Below are 16,419 nucleotides of genomic sequence, written 5' to 3'. Positions count from 1 at the left end.
GAAAAAAGGCGCCGAACGGCGCCTTTTTTTATTTCGTATTTCTTGTGAATTTCGGCAGTCCAAATATAATGGCGGCGATGCCGCAGATTCCGATGAAAACGGGATAGAAAGAGTATGGCAGGATGCTGACGGGTGAAATATTCCCGAATTTCCCGGCTGATAACAGCTGCGCGCCGTAAGGAATCAATCCTTGTATCATACACGAAAAGATATCCAGAATACTTGCCGATTTTCTGTTGTCGATGTTGAATTTATCAGCGATATTCTTTGCAATCGGCCCGGCTGCGATAATGGAGATCGTATTATTGGCCGCAGCCAGATTCGTCACGCTGACCAGTCCGGCAATGCCGGCTTCGGCTCCTTTTTTCGAACGGATTCGTTTCGTGATGAACTCCAGTAAAAAGTCGATCCCGCCGTTTTGTTTCATCACGCCGACCATCCCGCCGATCAGCATGGACAGGATGATCAGATCGCTCATTCCGGCAATTCCATCCGTAATCGCCTTAAAATAAGAATCAAACGTCAGGCTGCCGCACGCTAACCCTATGATTCCCGTCAAAATCAATCCGCCGAATATGACAGCCATCACATTAATACCGATTAACGCAAAAACCAACACGGCGATATAAGGAAGCACCTTAATCCAGTTGTAAGATTCAGCACCCGTATGGCCGGCGTGGCCTGCCGGAATAAAAAATAAGATAATAACAGTCACAATGGCAGCAGGCAAAACAATCAGAAAGTTCGTTTTGAATTTATCCATCATTTGTGTTTTTTGCGTCCGGACTGACGCGATGGTCGTATCGGAAATAAAAGAAAGATTATCTCCGAACATAGCTCCGCCGACCACAGCCGCCATTGTAATCGCGCCGGAGATGCCAAGCTCTCCGCTCAAACCCGCGCTGATCGGCGCAACCGCCGCAATCGTGCCCATTGATGTTCCCATCGATATAGAAATAAAACAAGCAATGATAAACAGCCCCGGCAGCAAAAACTGCTGCGGAATAACGCTCAAAGCAAGATTGACAGTTGAATGCACCGCTCCCATCGCTTCAGCCGCTGAAGCAAAGGCACCTGCCAATATAAAAATCATAACCATAATGATAATATCAGGATGTCCCGCACCGGAAGCGAACCATTCTATTTTTTGATTGAGCGATTTCTTCCGGTTAAATAACAGCGCAAAAGCTGACGCAATGATCGCGGCAATCAGGATCGGCAATTTATAAAAATCTCCGGTCACCAGACCAGAGCCGACAAAAAGCCCTACGAATAAGACTAAAGGCAATAACGCCCAAGGGTTCTTTTTATTGTTCATCTGGGTAAACCACCTCTTTTCAGCATTAAAGTCGCTAATCACAGTCTAAGCAACATTTCACACTTTAAAAGTCTGCAGTGAAAAAGTCAAGCTGAAAAAAGGATAAGTAATGATTGATAAGATAGAAAAAAAAGCTGTTTTGTTTCCTCTCTTTAAAAAATAAAAAAACCAAGGCTCGTTTCCCTTGGTACATTTCATGCGGCCCGGCGTCCGGGACACCTTCTCTTCATTCAGAAATACATTCAGCTTTCAATCTGTTTTTAAGTTTCGCTTCATTTTCAAGGATATCTTCGTAATCCTCAATCTTCCTGTTTAATCGTTTTATGGTTTCATCAATTTCCCTCTGTTTCTCCGTCAGCCTTTTCCTTTCATTTATCAGGATGTTTTTTCGGGGTTCGATCGTATGATCGGCTCCTTCAATAAATAAAGCGGTATATTCAATCAGCGCCTCAATCGACAGCCCGGCACTTCTCATGCATTTTATAAATTGAATCCAATTCACATCATCTTCGTCATAATCGCGGATGCCGCTTTCATCGCGTTTTACCGGAGGAATCAGTCCTATACTTTCATAATACCTAAGCGTTGCGGCTGATAACTCAACCTGCTTTGCAGCCTGCGCAATCTTCATATTCTTACCACCCGTCCTTCATACCTTTCATAAGCGTGCCATTATAGAATATCATTTCATAAAAAAATAAACCAAACTCCTTGACTTAAAGTCCGCTTTAACATTTAAAGTAAAACCGAACAAAGGATTCATCACTTTATCTTGGAAAGGAAGATAACCATGTGTAATAATCATCCGACTCGTGTATTAAGCGCTCCGCATGCAAAAGCTAAATTTGAGCGGACGACGATTGAGAGAAGAGCATTACGGCCGCACGATATCCTGATTGATATTAAGTACAGCGGGATTTGTCACTCAGACATCCACAGCGCATTCGATGAATGGGGCGGCGGAATCTTTCCGATGGTTCCCGGGCACGAAATTGCCGGAGTTGTGGAAGCCGTGGGTGAAGACGTCACCACATTTGCCGTCGGCGACCGTGTGGGTGTCGGCTGTTTTGTAGACTCCTGCGGGGAATGTGAATACTGCCTTAACGGAGACGAACAATATTGCACAAAAGGCGTTGTTCAGACTTATAATAACCTGGACTACGACGGAAACCCTACATACGGCGGCTACAGCCAGAAAATAGTTGTCACTGACAGATTCGTTGTCCGGATTCCCGATCAGCTAGATTTGGATGCTGCCAGCCCGCTATTGTGCGCGGGCATTACCACGTATTCTCCGCTGAAACACTGGAATGCCGGCCCCGGCAAAAAAGTGGCGATTGTCGGAATGGGCGGGCTCGGACATTTAGCCGTTCAATTCGCGCACGCTTTAGGCGCAGAGGTCACCGTCCTCAGCCGCTCAATGAACAAAAAAGACGAAGCGCTTGAATTTGGAGCCGATCATTACTTTGCAACAAGCGATCCGGATACATTTACTGAGCTGGCCGGACGTTTTGATCTTATTTTAAATACAGTATCCACGAACCTTGACGTAGATGCCTACTTATCTCTGCTTCGCATTGACGGTACATTGGTAAATGTGGGGGCGCCCGCTAAGCCGGATTCATACAGTGTGTTCTCTTTAATCACGGGCCGCCGCAGCATTGCGGGTTCACTCGTCGGCGGTATTCCGCAGACTCAGGAGATGCTTGATTTCGCCGCCGAGCACGGCATTGCTCCTAAAATTGAAGTGATACCGGCCAATCAAGTCGACGAAGCGTACGAACGGGTTCTCCAAAGCGATGTCCGCTACCGTTTCGTCATTGACATTGCAACTTTATAATTCTCATAAAAACATACCAATATCTATTGGTATGTTTTTTTCTGTTCAGATTATTTTTTATTTCAGCAGCCATCCGGGCACCGCTTTTATATAAACCAATTCGCCTATCAGCTCAACAATCGTCTGTGTGACGATAACAGCGGCGGCCAATGGGGCCCAAGCATCCGGCAAAGCCAGCGCTAACGGAAGGACTGCGAGTGAATTTCTTGTGCCCGTGCTGAAGATCAATGCTCTTCCTTCACCTGTATCCAGACGGAACGCATTTGCGATAAACCGGGAAACAAACGGCATAATGAGCAGGAATAACAGATAGATTGGGATCACACGTATAATGATGTCAGCATCACTGATGACCTTGCCGATTTGTGTGGCGACGACCGCCAGTAAGACCAGAGCCATAAAAGGAACAGGCAGCCACGTCGTCCATTCCAGCACCTTTTCTCCCGCCGGCTTCTTATCAGCCCATAATTGAGTCATCACCGCCGCCAGCAGCGGCACCGCTATTAACAATAAGAATGCTTCCAGAAACGGTCCCGCATGAACAGCTCCTATCACTTCTTTCCCGATAAACAGCCACAGGTATAACGGAAGCAATACCATCTGAACGGCGAACAAAACCGGCGTGGAAGCCAGTATTAATCTCTCATTTCCTTTGCCGAGCTGAGTAAAGACGATGACGTAATCAATACAAGGTGTAAGCAATACCAAACAAACCCCTAATAATATAGGAGGAGATTGAGGAAAAATGGCGGTTAACACCCATACAACGACAGGTACAGCTAAGAAATTACCGATCAGTAAAGCCGCCATAAACTTGAGGTTTGACATGGCTTCCCTCAGCTTCAAGAATGGGATTTGGGCAAACATGGCATACATGAGAACAGCGATAAACGGTGATATCGTCCATCCCCAGCGAAGTCCTGAATCTTTCCCGGCGATCCCCGCTATTCCTCCGATCACAAGAGTCACACCATATATCCAAATTTGCTGTTTTTCTAATGTCTCTCTGGTTATTTTCATTGGCTGACACCTCTTCTCCGCCCATTATACCTTCTTTTCTGCCGCTCTTGCATTAAGGTCCTGCCGGAATTAAAAAACACCAAGGGTCTGTGACACTTGGTGTTTTTGGAACGCGGCCGAGAGATACGGGTTGAGAAACGTTAATTATTGTAAATAACTCTTTTGGCGTACTGTTCCTTATCGAATAAAAGCATTCTCTTTCATTTCCAAAGCATCATCCAGCCATCTCGGGTGCATCGGCAAGAGATGTTCAGGTAATTCATGGATATCAAAATATCTGATTTCCATGGCTTCCTCTGTGGACTCTTTCAAAGTGCCGCCGATGACGTCACATTGAAAACAATTGGTAATAAAATGGCTGACTCTGCCGTCAGGGTATATAAAGGTTTGTGAACTCGGATCAGAATAAACGCCTATCATTTTAGAGACTTTCACCACTAATCCAGTTTCCTCCTCTATTTCTCTTATAATTGCTTGTTCAACTGTTTCACCAGGTTCCACATGGCCTGAAGGAATGCCCCATAAACCATTATCAGCACGCTTCATTAATAAAACGGAACTTGATTCTTTCATTATAATTCCAGCGACTCCGGCTTTCACTTGTTCTGTCCATTGGAAATCCGGTTTTTTCCGTACTTCTGCCTTTATTTCATTATCGAACAAGTCTTTCAGATCGCGGATCACAACATCCGGATTTCTAAAATCATGTTTTGCAGGAAATAAAGTATTTTGATCAGAAACTAATACGGAAGTTATGCCTATTTGGTTTGCTCCGACAATATCTGTTTCAGGCGTATCCCCGATCATAACGCATCTCTCTTTATCCTCAAAAGGCTCTAGTACTTTTTCAAATATTGAAGACGCCGGTTTTCCAATTATCATCGGCTCTTCAGCAGCTGCTGTTTTAACAGCCGCGACTATAGCGCCTGTCGCGGGAGCTGGTCCGTTAGCGGCAGGAAATGTTTTATCCCCGTTTGCAGCGATAAATGAAGCTCCGCAGCGGATGAGGTTTACTGCCTTATGCACATCCTGAAATGTAATATTTTGATCCCATCCAATGACAACAGCCTCCGCCTGATCTTCCGTAAGATCAATACCGGCCTTTTGAATTTCACTTTTAAGTTGGTCATTTCCCAATATATATGCCTTCTTTATTCCTTCACTGACAAGGTAATCAGCTGTTGCCCACCCCGCAGTAAACACTTCACCAATACTTGCTGAAATCCCCAGTTTATGAAGGCGTTTCACAATCGTTTCTCTTGTAACACAAGGATCATTCGTTAAAAAGCGAATGGCTTTCTTTTCTTCACGGAGTCGTTTTAAAGAGGCCACAGCTCCTGGTAAAGCTTTATCTCCTATATATATCACTCCGTCTAAATCAAATAAAAATACATCATAATTCTTGGAGATCATCGTAACACTCCTTAAGCGGTGTCTCTTGGTTAATAGTTGAGCGATACGCAAAATGATTTGTAGGGCCTTGTCCTTTCCCGATTCCTAAGGGATGTTTAATGGCTGCTGAAATGAATTCCTTTCCAGTTGCCACTGATTCCGGTATGCTGTGCTGCTTTGCCAGCTCTGCAGTTATCACAGCTGAAAATGTACATCCTGTTCCATGAGTATGCTTTGTATCAAAGCGGGGAGAAACAAATTCCTCGAAATCCTCGTCAAAGTACAAAATATCACGGGCTTCTCCGTTCAGGTGCCCCCCTTTTACGACAGCACTTTTTGCCCCGTATACCTCCACTATTTCTTTCGCCGCATCACGCATCTGCTGTACAGTCTCGATTGATTTGCCGATGATTACTTCCGCTTCCGGAATGTTCGGTGTAATAACAGTTGTTTGGGGTATTAATAATTTCTTCAAATGATCAATGGCGTCCTTATGGAGCAGATGATGTCCGCTTTTAGCAATCATAACCGGATCCATCACATACGATTGAATATTTGCGTCTTTTAACTTTTCTGCCAGCAATTCAATAATTCCTATACTTGCAAGCATACCGGTTTTGACAGCATCCGGTTTTATATCATCCATGACACAGTCTATTTGCTGAGATATATTCTGAAGAGACATCTCCTCAAAACTTTTCACACCAAGTGTGTTTTGTGCAACAACTGATGTAATAACAGCCATTCCATATACCTTTTGTTCCTGAAATGTTTTTAAATCCGCATGAATTCCCGCCCCTCCGGAAGGATCAGTCCCAGCAATCGAAAGCGCTTTATAAATATCCTTCAACTTACACTCCTCCTTCAGGCAGGTTTCACTGCTTTAAAAATGACAAAAGGCGGATATTCCTTTTCACATTTCCAATTATTAAATTGAAACTCTTTCTCTATGGCTTTTACATGCTCTTGGTCAATATCGTTTAACGTTGGTTCTGATAAAGTTACATTTTCAAAACCTGCATGAGTTAATAGTTTATAATACATTGACTTCGGCCAATGAAAATCATTTAAAATTAAATCTGCTTGTCCCGGAACATGGAGCCATTCATTTCTTTCTTCTCCGTAAGAATATTCTTTCCCCGGTATTCCATTGCGGAAGGTTGAAAATTCAATTCCGGTTGAATCAGGATTCGTATCGAGTATGACAAATGAAGCTCCTGGTTTTAACACACGAAAAATTTCATTTATGATACCTTTGATACGCTGGTCACTATCCGTATTAATAAAAACATAACAGGCCATTGCAGCATCAACTGAGTGATCTGGTAAGAAGGAAAGATTATCGTGTTCAATTAAATGATAGTCCACATGAGGATGTTGTCTTTTTGCCTTTGCTATATCTAACATCTTCCTTGATTCATCGACTGCGATCACATTGCAGCCTATTCTGTCAGCCAGCCTGTAAGCTACCTTTCCCGGACCGCATCCGAAATCGAGCACCTTTTTAATCTCCGCTTTATCAAAAGTACGAAAAACAAACTCAAAACCTAACGTTTGTTCTAAAACGTCATTATAAGCATCGAATTTACCAGCAACACTGTCTTCTTTCCATGAAGTTTTCATTGAATTTCCTCCTTTTGCTCAATTGAGAAATAATGAAACCACTTATTCCTGACGAAAAATTGATATATAGGAAGTAAACTTTGAAATAGAGAATGATCCATATCCCGTTTATATGCAATATGCTGGTATATACTGAAAAGGAAAAGAATCTGTTTCCAGTAATCAGGTAAATCAAGCATTTCAATATCGTTTTTAGTCATAGAAATGTGATCTTTCCTAAGTAATTCTTCATACTTTAAGACTGTTTCAATGGACGGCCAGTTATTTCCCTCAGGCATTTTCGGAAATTCAAATTCCGGAATATCATGGTGATTTTCAGCTTCCTCAAGCACCGTTTTCGCCCATTCATGATCTGAATCATAAATATGGATTGATCCCGCATTATGAAAATATTCTCCGACTTCTAAACGCAGTTCTCTGGCCATTAATTCCTGCATGAACGTAAATGAGAAAAGATCACTGATCATCCCGCGAAAAGCATCATTTGCACGCATGACAGAAGACATGTATAATTCGCCTTCCCTCACAAAAAACTGCAAACCGATTGTGCAGGAAACATCTATATTTTCTGAAACGAAGAGTTCCGAAGCATCGAATATTTGAATAAATGCCCTTTTTGAATCAATATCTTCTTGTGTCAAAAGATTTTTTATTCTATTCCATTGATTTAGTTTTGCATTTCCGAATTCAAATATTTTAGGCCCGTACGCAGTGCCTGTTAATGTTTTTTTATTCATTGAATATGAAGGCATTTTTTTATTGTAATAACTGATAAAATCTAAGTCGTTACTCCCCGATAAATACCATAACACTTCAGCAAAATTAAACACGATATTGGTTTTTCTTGAGGATAAATAAGTGACACGTTCTATTGGATTTTCCAGAGTCAGATGGTAGTTCAATTGTTCTCTGCTTTTTTGTCCGCGCGGTGAATTGAAAAATTCAGGGTTGTGATAGATGTCATACAGCGTTTCCGTATATGCTTCATGAAAAGTTCTCTTTCTCATTGAGATTCCGCCTTATATGCTGCAAAGATATTTTTAATGTTCTCTAATAAATCATCTGTATCTTTATAGCTGATGTACTCAACATCCGCCACTGCATTTAACCCTTGAATTAAGAAAGCATAATCCTTGTCCTTTTCTAGAAATAGCACGATCTTTTTTTTCAAGGCAGAAGCCCATCCAATTTCTATATGTGTTCCGGGAGAAGCGGGTGATCCGGGGAATGCTGCAAAAAGGTCGCAAGTGCTTATTTCATCAAAATCAATTTTAGTGCATTGAAGGGGTGTCATGAAATCTTTCCCCCACCCTTCCCGCTTGTGAGCATTATGAACCAGCCATCCTTCATTCTCAAAAAAGGAAATTAATGATTCCAGCTTTCCCCTCTCATACGTACTCATCAATCCAGTTTTCTCATCTACTAAACTTTTAAAAGGCCCTGCCAGAAAAACTTTTTTAGTCGCCACTTCATATCACCCTTTCAAAATAAATAAAGCCACTTTCCTCTATGGAAAGTGGCTTAAATATAGATAAGATAAAGAATCTCTCTAATTTTTCACTTCCCTACGCTGGTATTAACCAAATCAGGTTCAAAGGGTCAGGACGTATTGTCTCTTCTCAGCTATTAAAGCTCCCCCAGTGACTTTTTATAAATATTTACTTTAATTCTATGCTACTCCATATAAATAGTCAAACAATGACCGGCAAAAAGCGCTGCGGATATCACTGGGATTCCCCTTCAATATTGCAGCTTACCCACTAGTTTTAAAACCTTCCGGCCTCTTTTTTCCTGCCAACGAATAAGGTGACCGTAACACTGGCTGAACTGACCAAAGTTCCCAGGACGGCAGCAAGAATTGTCAAAAAGCCATTGGGGATCAGAAATCCAATCGGAATGAGCCCCGCAAACGTGAGGACGATAAAACATTGATAGACTCCGGATATGATTCTCACAACCAAGCTGCCAAAAAAGGACATGACGATTGGCGGAATGAACAAACATAAGATGATTCCGAGTGAGATCAATAAAATCATAGGCTCGTCAAAAGAAATGACACGATCGCCGGGAGACTCTTCAGCAGCCGCGAATACAGCAAATATAGACATTATCAGCGTAAGAAAAACAAGAAAAAACCTTTTCAGCAACGTTATGACTCCTTTTTTTATAAAAACGGGTATCTTTTTTTCAATCACAATAACCATTTTATGTTATCAAATGAAATAATATGAAGTCAAACCGAGTTCTGCACCTGATTTATCGGTTCTTATTTTTTTGATAATTTCCATATAATTGTCCGCAAGCAGCATCTATATCAATGCCAAATTGACTTCTGACGGTCACGTTAATTCCTGCTGACTTTAATTTTTTATAGAAGTTTACAACTTGTTTCTCATTTACTTCTTCAAATCTCATAGGTGAACTAACAGTCGGGTTATATCTAATGATGTTTACATGGAACAAGTTCCCTCTCTTATATCTGCTTCTTAAAAGACGTACTACTTCATTCGCATGATCAATAGAATCATTAACTCCCGGCAGCATAATATAAGCAATATAAACTTTTCTTGAGGTCACACGTATATGCTCATCTAATGTGTCCATTACCTCCAATAACGGGAAGCGTTCATTAATCGGCATTAACTTGCTTCGCTGTTCATTAAAAGGAGAATGTAATGAAAACGTCAGGTTGACCTGCGGATAATCCTGAGTGATTTTTTTAATGCCCGGAATAATACCTATGGTCGAAATAGATAACCGACGAGGGCTTAAAGCAAACAACTCCGGATTTGTAAGCACATGTAAAGCATCAAAAACTTGTACATTCGCTAATGCTTCTCCCATTCCCATAAAAGAAATACTGTCAATTGAATGTCCTTTTAAGTGAAAGTACAAAATTTGGTCAGTCATTTCATCTGATGTTAAGCTGCGTTTTAAACCAATATCTCCTGTTGCACAAAATGTACAGCCAAAATGACAGCCGCACTGCGAGGATATACAAAATGACTCCCAGCCAGCTTTATATTTCATATTGACCGTTTCTATTTTTTCGTCTCCTGAAATTTCAAATAAGACTTTTGTTACTTGCTCAGAATGCTGCACTTTTAAAGCAGCAATATTTAAAATTGACTCTCCAAACTCATTCATTAACAATTTTCTCAAGGATTTAGGAAGAACCGTTATTTCATTAAAATGATTTATTCTCCCTTTGAACACAGCATTTTTGATTTGATTCATTCTAAAATCAGGAAACTTATTTTGTTTCAGGAACTCTTGAATTCTTATATACTTGTTTTTTTGTTGCATGTTTTCTCATCCTTCCATAAAACTCTGGTTTGTTTGAGTAAATAGAAGGGAGTGATCATCTAACCTTTTTTTAAAATCAGGCACAAAAAAACACCGACACAATTATCGGTGTTACGCTTAAATAACATCATGCACAAATAAACAAGGACATTATGTCATTGGATTATCGTTTATTTGACATAGAGAAAAAGCACCGATAACTGTTTTTGTATGATGATTTGGCTTAAAAAAGGACAGACTGCTCCCTTTATCCGCCAAGATGTTTCCAATTTTTGCATTTTCACCATACAAAATTCCATAAATCGTTATCATCGCTTTCACCTCTTTCTTGTCAATATTAGCAATAATCACCATATCATAAGGGTTCCCTTATGTAAAGTTAAACAAATGCTTACGCCTCCGCTAATGACAGTATTATATAACTTGCTTATTAAGCCTAATCCAAGTACAGAAAGCGCGCTGATCACATGTTTCACTTATCCGCGACGGAACATTTCTTATATAATGGGTGACCGGCAGCTGCCTGCTTGAATCCCAATCTTCTTATAGTGATTTTTTATATTCATGACAGTATGATGATTTGTCACTTCAGCAATCAGATCGTTTATTCGATCCAGATTAATCGGTTTATTTTCTGATAAGCTGTTGAAGCTTTCTCTGATTTCTTCAGGATAGACATTTCCGGCCATGCTTGACAGGCCGTTACACCCGTTACTCAGCATCTTCGGAAATTCAACGTCTCCTGCCGCAAACAAAATAAAGTGATTAGGGAACTCTGTTTGTTTATGACGCAGAACGTCTCCTCCTTCTTTCAGCCCCCTTATCCCCGGATGCCGGCTTATTAAGTCTTTAAGCGCTTTCTCACTCAGATTAAAACCGGTCCGGCCGGGGTTATTATAAAGCACAGCCTCTTTAGAGGTATGACTGAGAAGTTCGTCAACGTAATAAACGGCTTGCTGCTGTGTCGGTCTTATATAAGGAGAAAAACCAATCAGTACAGAATCAATATTGGTTTTCTCGATGTGTTTCATCAGTTTGACGGCATCACTGGTTCTTACGGCTGAAACACCGAACATCAGTTCAACATCTTCAAATTTTCGCTGATTAACATACTCAATGATCTGAAGACGCTCATCTATGCTGAGTGAATGCTGTTCACCAGTCGTGCCGCATATGAGTAACGAATGGATACCGCTGTTTTTCAAATGTTCGACAATAGCATCAAATCCTTCTAAATATAAACTTTCATCTTCATGAAAAGGCGTAGGGATAGCAACATTAAAATTTCGCATGAGAATGTCCTCCAAGTACATATTCTTGAATATCTGCAGAGTATCATATAACACTGTCTGACATTTAAAAAGGTACAGTTTCAGAAAACTCGACATGTCAGATGTAAAGGCCGACACACAAAAAAAGCAGGCAAAGAGAGCCTGCTTCATTGCTTCGTCTTACAGCGGCCCATTCCCCGGATGGCTTGACAAATATGAGTAATAAGGCAAACTGATATAAAAATTGTGCTAATGAGGTGGGGTTAATGATTTTAGATTTAAAAGGTGAAACGCACATGGATCATCTTGTGGGAATGCTGTATTCTGCCGTTAATGAAAATTACAGCCGCTTAATATCCATTGTGTCAGACATGTCACAGCAGGAGATCGATTATAAAGGACCAAATCAAACATACAATAGTACAGCTCAGCTAATAAGACACTTAGCATATGTTGATCTCAACTGGATATTCAGAATAAAGGGTGAACCGATACCAAAGCAGCTTGAAGAGAAGTATGGACCAATGTTAGATCAGAACAATAAGATCCCTTTCATTTCCGGTGTTTCATTAAAACAAATCTCACTGATTATGAAAAAGTATTCAGCATGTTTAAGTCTGTTTGTTATCAATTAACTGACGATCAGCTGAATCATACAGTAGATTATGAAGCAGAAAAACAAGCAACCATTCAATGGGGAATATGGCATATGGCAGACCATAATAGATATCATCAAGCTCATATTCATCAGCTTCGCAAATGGTTTGAAGAGAAACAGAAACTTGGCAGTTAAAGCCGCTTATTAGGAGGAGCAAGGATAAATTCATTACAAATGTCTATTTTCACTGACTGCCAATCAATTAAAATGGTCAGACAAAAAAACCACATTTGCTGTTGAAAAGTTGTGGAATAAAGCATCGCATCAACTGCACTATGACAAGCTGAACCCGTTAATTATTTTGTGTTTCAGCCATTCAATCGCTTTATTTCATCATGCTGTCCCAATACCATTTTTTCTATAGTCTTTGCAGCAGCAAAGTCCTCTGGAATCCTACTAATCTTCCGCAGCCGCTGCATCTGCCTTTGTCACATGAACTGTACCAAACGGATGGTTGGGAGGAGCATAAATTGAATATAGTTTTAACGGCGTATTACCCGTATTAATAACATTGTGCCAAGTGCCGGCAGGGACAACAATGGCATAATCATCATAGACATTTCTCCGGAAACTTAAATTATTTTTACTCTTGCCCATTTTAACTATCCCTCGGCCTTGCTCAATCCGTAAGAATTGATCTACGTGAGGATGGATCTCCAAACCGATATCTTCTCCAATACCAAGACTCATCAAAGTAATTTGAAAATGCTTTCCTGTCCATAGGGCCGTACGGAACGTATTGTTTTGTTTTGCGGCTTTATTAATATTCACAACAAATGGTTTTGGTCCATAATCTTTCAAGAGAAGGTTTCTATCTTCGTATGAAGGATCATAGTTATTTGGAACAGTCCAATAAACAGATCTTCCATCGCTATACATCGGTACATTCACACAATAATAACATTGATGCGAAAAAGGTATATAATACATTTTTCATCCCCGCAATTTTAAATTTTTGTGATATTATCCTATGCTTTTTGTATGAGAGTGTGCCGCACTAAGAAATTCCCTTGTTCAGCCTAAAAGACTTAAGTTAGCAGAAACGTTTTGGCCACAAAATCCGTTTGCATAAAAAATACCAACTGAATATGCGCGGACTAAAATAGTTGCACTGATGGATTCATTTAGGCACATGCCCTTATCAAAAACAATCTGGGTGCATATCCTGCTCCTAAAAGTCATTCATAAAGGGAGTTTAGATATGTATTATTATTATCCTTATTATGTATATGATTACAGACAGCAGCCTGATTTAAGTCAGGCAAATCATAAAATGCGAAGCCATTTATCTGCGATTCAACAAATTCCAATACACTCATCCTCCTTTCAACAATCAATGGCTGCGGTAGTGAAACACTTGCAGGCTGTCAGCAGAGCACTCGCTCTGGGATGCGGTATGAGTTCAGAATTCAGATTTCTTCCAGACACTTGGGGATTACGAGAACTTCATACTGTACACGCAAAATATCTTACTCCGTTGAGCTATCACGTTTATTCCGCTTTAGGCGCAGCAGAGCTTCTCGCCTCCGGACAAGGCCGGGCTCCTCATTTTCCTCTTATGGTTGGCTGCATGAATTCAATACTTCGTCTATGGTCAAACTTCCCCGCAGCGATAGCAGACCTGCGAAGAGCAGCCGGTCACCAATACGCGTCATCTGTAGACGAGGCGGAAAATCTCCTAAGACCAATGGTTCCAGCCACACAACAGGCATTATCCATCAGTGAATCTGCAGTGAGTCCGGCTATTTGGCAGGCTTCCTTACGTGCCGCGCAGTTAGCTCGGGAAGTACGTCAGAATGTTGCACAATCAATGAGTCAGGGATCTTCTTATTAATGATTTTTTCGGCTTTACACAGTCACATAACCGGACTTATTCAACACAAAAAAAGAGCAGTAAACACGTAAGTTACTGCTCTCCTCAGTCTATCCGCCGTTCATTTGTTTTACAATGTATTCAGCATCATTTCCTACACCTTGAAGCAGCGCTGAACCTCGCCTATGCTGCCAAGGCAAACCAATAAAGTACAATCCTTCCACAGCTGAAACACCCCGGTGATGTATAATTCGGCCTTCCTTATCCAAAACACCTTCTATTTTCATCCAACAAAGCGGATTCTTAAAGCCAGTTGCCCAAATGATATTGTTTACTTCTAATGAAGATGAATCTTTAAAAATGATTTCATTTTGCTTTCCGGCTATGACTCTTTGTTTTAAGATGATCTTCTTCTGTCTTATTGCATGTTTTAATTCATACCCAAATATGGGGTCGCCTTTCTTTTGAATGAACTTGCCTACTATTGATGTATGACTTGCATGTAAAACTCCTAATTTATCAAACCACCAAAAGATGCTTCTTTTTCCAATCCATAAAGGGAAATAAGCCGGTTTATTACTGCAAGCCAAATATGTAACTCTTTCTTTGGATAATTCAACAGCTATCTGAGCTCCGCTATTCCCGCCGCCGACTACCAGTACATTCCCGGGCGCCAGTTGTTTTGAATGTTTATATTGTGAAGAATGTAATTGATGAATATGATCGGCTACATCCCTTGATATTGATGGAATGTTAGGGGTATGAAAAGGACCTGCGGCCATCACAAGATTTTTCGTTTGATATTCTTCCCGGTTTGTTTTTATTAAGAAATAGTTGTTTAATTTTTGGACACTTATTACTTCTGTCCGTAATTGGATCGGGATTTCAAATCTTTCAACATATTTTTTCAGATAAGCAGCAATTTCATTTTTTGAAGGAAGTCCATGCTTGTCTCCTTCAAGCGGCATTCCAGGCAAAGAGCTGTACATTCGAGAAGTAAATAAAACCAATGAGTCATACCGGTTTTTCCAGCTTTCTCCCACTTCATGACTTTTATCCAAAATGATAAACTTTTGTTTCGACTTCTTTAGATAATATCCTACTGAGATTCCTGCCTGACCGGCTCCGATTACTATCGTGTCGTACATATGAATCCCCCTCCGGTTTTATCTTAATTGTCAGCAGACAAGTGAGTCCCTATTTCCTCCTTTAATGATGATGATGGTCACGCGGATTCTCAGTTTGGGCCTGACAAAGAATCGTATTGTCGTGATTATGCGCTGCTGTTTCCATTTGAATGGTTACATGTGTAATGCCTTTATCTCCAAGTTCATGTTCAATTTTGCGTAAAATACTTTCACTTTCAGAAATGGTCAGTTGATCGTTAACAACAGCGTGGCAGGAAAGAGCATTCAATCCGCTTGTGATAGACCATATGTGCAAATCATGAATGCTTTGAATTCCTTCTGTCTCTTCAATTGTATGAATGATGTCAGTGACATCGATATTTTCCGGAGTTCCTTCCATTAATACGTGAATGGAGTCTTTCGTCACATGGTAACCGCTTCTCAGAACAAGAATAGCCACAATGACACTGGCCGCTGGATCTGCCCAGCTCCACCCGAAGAAGATGATAAGAATCGCAGCCAGTATGGCACCTACAGATCCGAGCATGTCACTTATCACATGTAAGTAAGCCCCTCTTATGTTCAGGTTATTCTTTGTATCTCCGCCGTTCAGCATAATCCAAGCGACCAATATATTCACAGCTAACCCGATGATACTAATCGTCAGCATGCCGGTTGTTGCTACCTCCGGCGGATGAGAGAAACGTTTGATTGCTTCATAAATGATATAAAGGGAAATCACTATTAATGCAACACCGTTTATCACAGCTGCGAGAATCTCAAATCGTTTGTAGCCGAATGTCTTATGATGACTTGCCTTTTTTTCGGCCAATTTAAAAGCAATCAGAGCAACCATTAATGAGATTGAATCACTCAGCATATGGCCTGCATCTGACAAAAGCGCTAAACTATTGGTTAAAAATCCGCCTATCGCTTCTATTATCATATAACCTGTAATCACGATAAAAGAGATCAATAAAACCTTCTTATTGGACCCGCCAGCGTGATTGTGATTGTGACCCATAAAAATCTCCTCCTTATCTCATACACT

Annotated in this window: 17 protein-coding genes, 1 pseudogene and 1 riboswitch; of the genes and pseudogenes, 3 read left to right on the top strand and 15 right to left on the bottom strand. The window is 40.7% G+C overall.

Annotated features, from left to right (window positions below):
* Window positions 1–28: 28 nt before the first annotated feature.
* Both ACNFN4_RS19150 and ACNFN4_RS19145 read right to left on the bottom strand, forming a co-directional pair.
* Window positions 29–1,318: a Na+/H+ antiporter NhaC family protein gene (locus ACNFN4_RS19150; RefSeq protein WP_326232704.1), complete on the bottom strand. Its 1,290-nt coding sequence runs from the start codon at window positions 1,316–1,318 to the stop codon at window positions 29–31.
* Window positions 1,319–1,544: 226 nt separating this feature from the next.
* Window positions 1,545–1,949 carry a MerR family transcriptional regulator gene (locus ACNFN4_RS19145; protein WP_007409338.1) on the bottom strand — a complete coding sequence of 135 codons (405 nt, stop codon included), beginning with the start codon at window positions 1,947–1,949 and terminating at the stop codon, window positions 1,545–1,547.
* A 159-nt stretch (window positions 1,950–2,108) separates the two neighbouring features.
* On the opposite strand from ACNFN4_RS19145, the gene ACNFN4_RS19140 reads away from it, so the two are divergent.
* Entirely contained in the window at window positions 2,109–3,158 is a 1,050-nt protein-coding gene (locus ACNFN4_RS19140) for an NAD(P)-dependent alcohol dehydrogenase (protein WP_109566726.1), read from the top strand.
* Window positions 3,159–3,215: 57 nt separating this feature from the next.
* On the opposite strand, the gene ACNFN4_RS19135 is transcribed toward ACNFN4_RS19140, so the two are convergent.
* From ACNFN4_RS19135 to ACNFN4_RS19090, 10 genes are all read right to left on the bottom strand, one after another.
* Complete coding sequence (locus tag ACNFN4_RS19135; protein ID WP_029974170.1) at window positions 3,216–4,178, bottom strand: arsenic resistance protein; 963 nt, start codon at window positions 4,176–4,178, stop codon at window positions 3,216–3,218.
* 177 nt (window positions 4,179–4,355) lie between these two features.
* On the bottom strand, window positions 4,356–5,591 hold the full coding sequence (locus ACNFN4_RS19130) for an HAD-IIA family hydrolase (protein WP_029974172.1): 1,236 nt from the start codon (window positions 5,589–5,591) through the stop codon (window positions 4,356–4,358).
* Complete coding sequence (gene thiD / locus ACNFN4_RS19125; protein WP_100261619.1) at window positions 5,572–6,420, bottom strand: bifunctional hydroxymethylpyrimidine kinase/phosphomethylpyrimidine kinase; 849 nt, start codon at window positions 6,418–6,420, stop codon at window positions 5,572–5,574. The genes ACNFN4_RS19130 and thiD overlap by 20 nt, the downstream gene beginning before the upstream one ends.
* Before the next feature lie 14 nt (window positions 6,421–6,434).
* Window positions 6,435–7,193 (bottom strand): class I SAM-dependent methyltransferase, encoded by a 759-nt coding sequence (locus ACNFN4_RS19120; RefSeq protein WP_014417013.1) that lies wholly within the window; start codon window positions 7,191–7,193, stop codon window positions 6,435–6,437.
* The gene (locus ACNFN4_RS19115) at window positions 7,190–8,200 is read right to left on the bottom strand and encodes a thymidylate synthase (protein WP_014417012.1); all 1,011 of its coding nucleotides are present in this window, start codon (window positions 8,198–8,200) and stop codon (window positions 7,190–7,192) included. The genes ACNFN4_RS19120 and ACNFN4_RS19115 overlap by 4 nt, the downstream gene beginning before the upstream one ends.
* Window positions 8,197–8,661, bottom strand: coding sequence for a hypothetical protein (locus ACNFN4_RS19110; RefSeq protein WP_014417011.1), 465 nt, complete (start codon window positions 8,659–8,661; stop codon window positions 8,197–8,199). The genes ACNFN4_RS19115 and ACNFN4_RS19110 overlap by 4 nt, the downstream gene beginning before the upstream one ends.
* A gap of 77 nt (window positions 8,662–8,738) precedes the next feature.
* A riboswitch (TPP riboswitch) is annotated at window positions 8,739–8,842 on the bottom strand.
* A 117-nt stretch (window positions 8,843–8,959) separates the two neighbouring features.
* On the bottom strand, window positions 8,960–9,340 hold the full coding sequence (locus ACNFN4_RS19105; RefSeq protein ID WP_448200394.1) for a hypothetical protein: 381 nt from the start codon (window positions 9,338–9,340) through the stop codon (window positions 8,960–8,962).
* Window positions 9,341–9,449: 109 nt separating this feature from the next.
* Window positions 9,450–10,499, bottom strand: a complete 1,050-nt coding sequence (locus ACNFN4_RS19100; protein ID WP_017419193.1) for a Cfr family 23S rRNA (adenine(2503)-C(8))-methyltransferase — start codon at window positions 10,497–10,499, stop codon at window positions 9,450–9,452.
* Window positions 10,500–10,649: 150 nt separating this feature from the next.
* Window positions 10,650–10,853 (bottom strand): hypothetical protein, encoded by a 204-nt coding sequence (locus ACNFN4_RS19095; protein ID WP_017419194.1) that lies wholly within the window; start codon window positions 10,851–10,853, stop codon window positions 10,650–10,652.
* A 143-nt stretch (window positions 10,854–10,996) separates the two neighbouring features.
* The gene (locus ACNFN4_RS19090; RefSeq protein ID WP_072177226.1) at window positions 10,997–11,791 is read right to left on the bottom strand and encodes a dihydrodipicolinate synthase family protein; all 795 of its coding nucleotides are present in this window, start codon (window positions 11,789–11,791) and stop codon (window positions 10,997–10,999) included.
* Between the two features lie 275 nt (window positions 11,792–12,066).
* On the opposite strand from ACNFN4_RS19090, the pseudogene ACNFN4_RS19085 reads away from it, so the two are divergent.
* Window positions 12,067–12,563: pseudogene (locus ACNFN4_RS19085) on the top strand (DinB family protein).
* Between the two features lie 261 nt (window positions 12,564–12,824).
* Here the strand turns inward: ACNFN4_RS19085 and ACNFN4_RS19080 are convergent.
* On the bottom strand, window positions 12,825–13,358 hold the full coding sequence (locus ACNFN4_RS19080; protein ID WP_029326205.1) for a cupin domain-containing protein: 534 nt from the start codon (window positions 13,356–13,358) through the stop codon (window positions 12,825–12,827).
* Window positions 13,359–13,629: 271 nt separating this feature from the next.
* Here ACNFN4_RS19080 and ACNFN4_RS19075 point away from each other — a divergent pair, with 271 nt between their 5' ends.
* Window positions 13,630–14,262, top strand: a complete 633-nt coding sequence (locus tag ACNFN4_RS19075; RefSeq protein ID WP_159353816.1) for a hypothetical protein — start codon at window positions 13,630–13,632, stop codon at window positions 14,260–14,262.
* Window positions 14,263–14,351: 89 nt separating this feature from the next.
* Here ACNFN4_RS19075 and ACNFN4_RS19070 read toward each other — a convergent pair whose 3' ends face one another.
* The gene (locus ACNFN4_RS19070) at window positions 14,352–15,389 is read right to left on the bottom strand and encodes a flavin-containing monooxygenase (RefSeq protein ID WP_159353817.1); all 1,038 of its coding nucleotides are present in this window, start codon (window positions 15,387–15,389) and stop codon (window positions 14,352–14,354) included.
* Window positions 15,390–15,450: 61 nt separating this feature from the next.
* The gene (locus ACNFN4_RS19065; protein ID WP_025650274.1) at window positions 15,451–16,392 is read right to left on the bottom strand and encodes a cation diffusion facilitator family transporter; all 942 of its coding nucleotides are present in this window, start codon (window positions 16,390–16,392) and stop codon (window positions 15,451–15,453) included.
* Window positions 16,393–16,419 lie beyond the last annotated feature (27 nt).

This window comes from Bacillus sp. N1(2025) (genome assembly GCF_053470005.1).
This window is presented reverse-complemented; position numbering and strand designations above follow the sequence as displayed.

Coding starts and splice junctions, on each gene's coding strand:
- ACNFN4_RS19150 (WP_326232704.1), bottom strand. CDS start 1,318: ATGAACAATAAAAAGAACCCTTGGGCGTTATTGCCTTTAGTCTTATTC.
- ACNFN4_RS19145 (WP_007409338.1), bottom strand. CDS start 1,949: ATGAAGATTGCGCAGGCTGCAAAGCAGGTTGAGTTATCAGCCGCAACG.
- ACNFN4_RS19140 (WP_109566726.1), top strand. CDS start 2,109: ATGTGTAATAATCATCCGACTCGTGTATTAAGCGCTCCGCATGCAAAA.
- ACNFN4_RS19135 (WP_029974170.1), bottom strand. CDS start 4,178: ATGAAAATAACCAGAGAGACATTAGAAAAACAGCAAATTTGGATATAT.
- ACNFN4_RS19130 (WP_029974172.1), bottom strand. CDS start 5,591: ATGATCTCCAAGAATTATGATGTATTTTTATTTGATTTAGACGGAGTG.
- ACNFN4_RS19120 (WP_014417013.1), bottom strand. CDS start 7,193: ATGAAAACTTCATGGAAAGAAGACAGTGTTGCTGGTAAATTCGATGCT.
- ACNFN4_RS19115 (WP_014417012.1), bottom strand. CDS start 8,200: ATGAGAAAGAGAACTTTTCATGAAGCATATACGGAAACGCTGTATGAC.
- ACNFN4_RS19100 (WP_017419193.1), bottom strand. CDS start 10,499: ATGCAACAAAAAAACAAGTATATAAGAATTCAAGAGTTCCTGAAACAA.
- ACNFN4_RS19095 (WP_017419194.1), bottom strand. CDS start 10,853: ATGGTGATTATTGCTAATATTGACAAGAAAGAGGTGAAAGCGATGATA.
- ACNFN4_RS19090 (WP_072177226.1), bottom strand. CDS start 11,791: ATGCGAAATTTTAATGTTGCTATCCCTACGCCTTTTCATGAAGATGAA.
- ACNFN4_RS19080 (WP_029326205.1), bottom strand. CDS start 13,358: ATGTATTATATACCTTTTTCGCATCAATGTTATTATTGTGTGAATGTA.
- ACNFN4_RS19075 (WP_159353816.1), top strand. CDS start 13,630: ATGTATTATTATTATCCTTATTATGTATATGATTACAGACAGCAGCCT.
- ACNFN4_RS19070 (WP_159353817.1), bottom strand. CDS start 15,389: ATGTACGACACGATAGTAATCGGAGCCGGTCAGGCAGGAATCTCAGTA.
- ACNFN4_RS19065 (WP_025650274.1), bottom strand. CDS start 16,392: ATGGGTCACAATCACAATCACGCTGGCGGGTCCAATAAGAAGGTTTTA.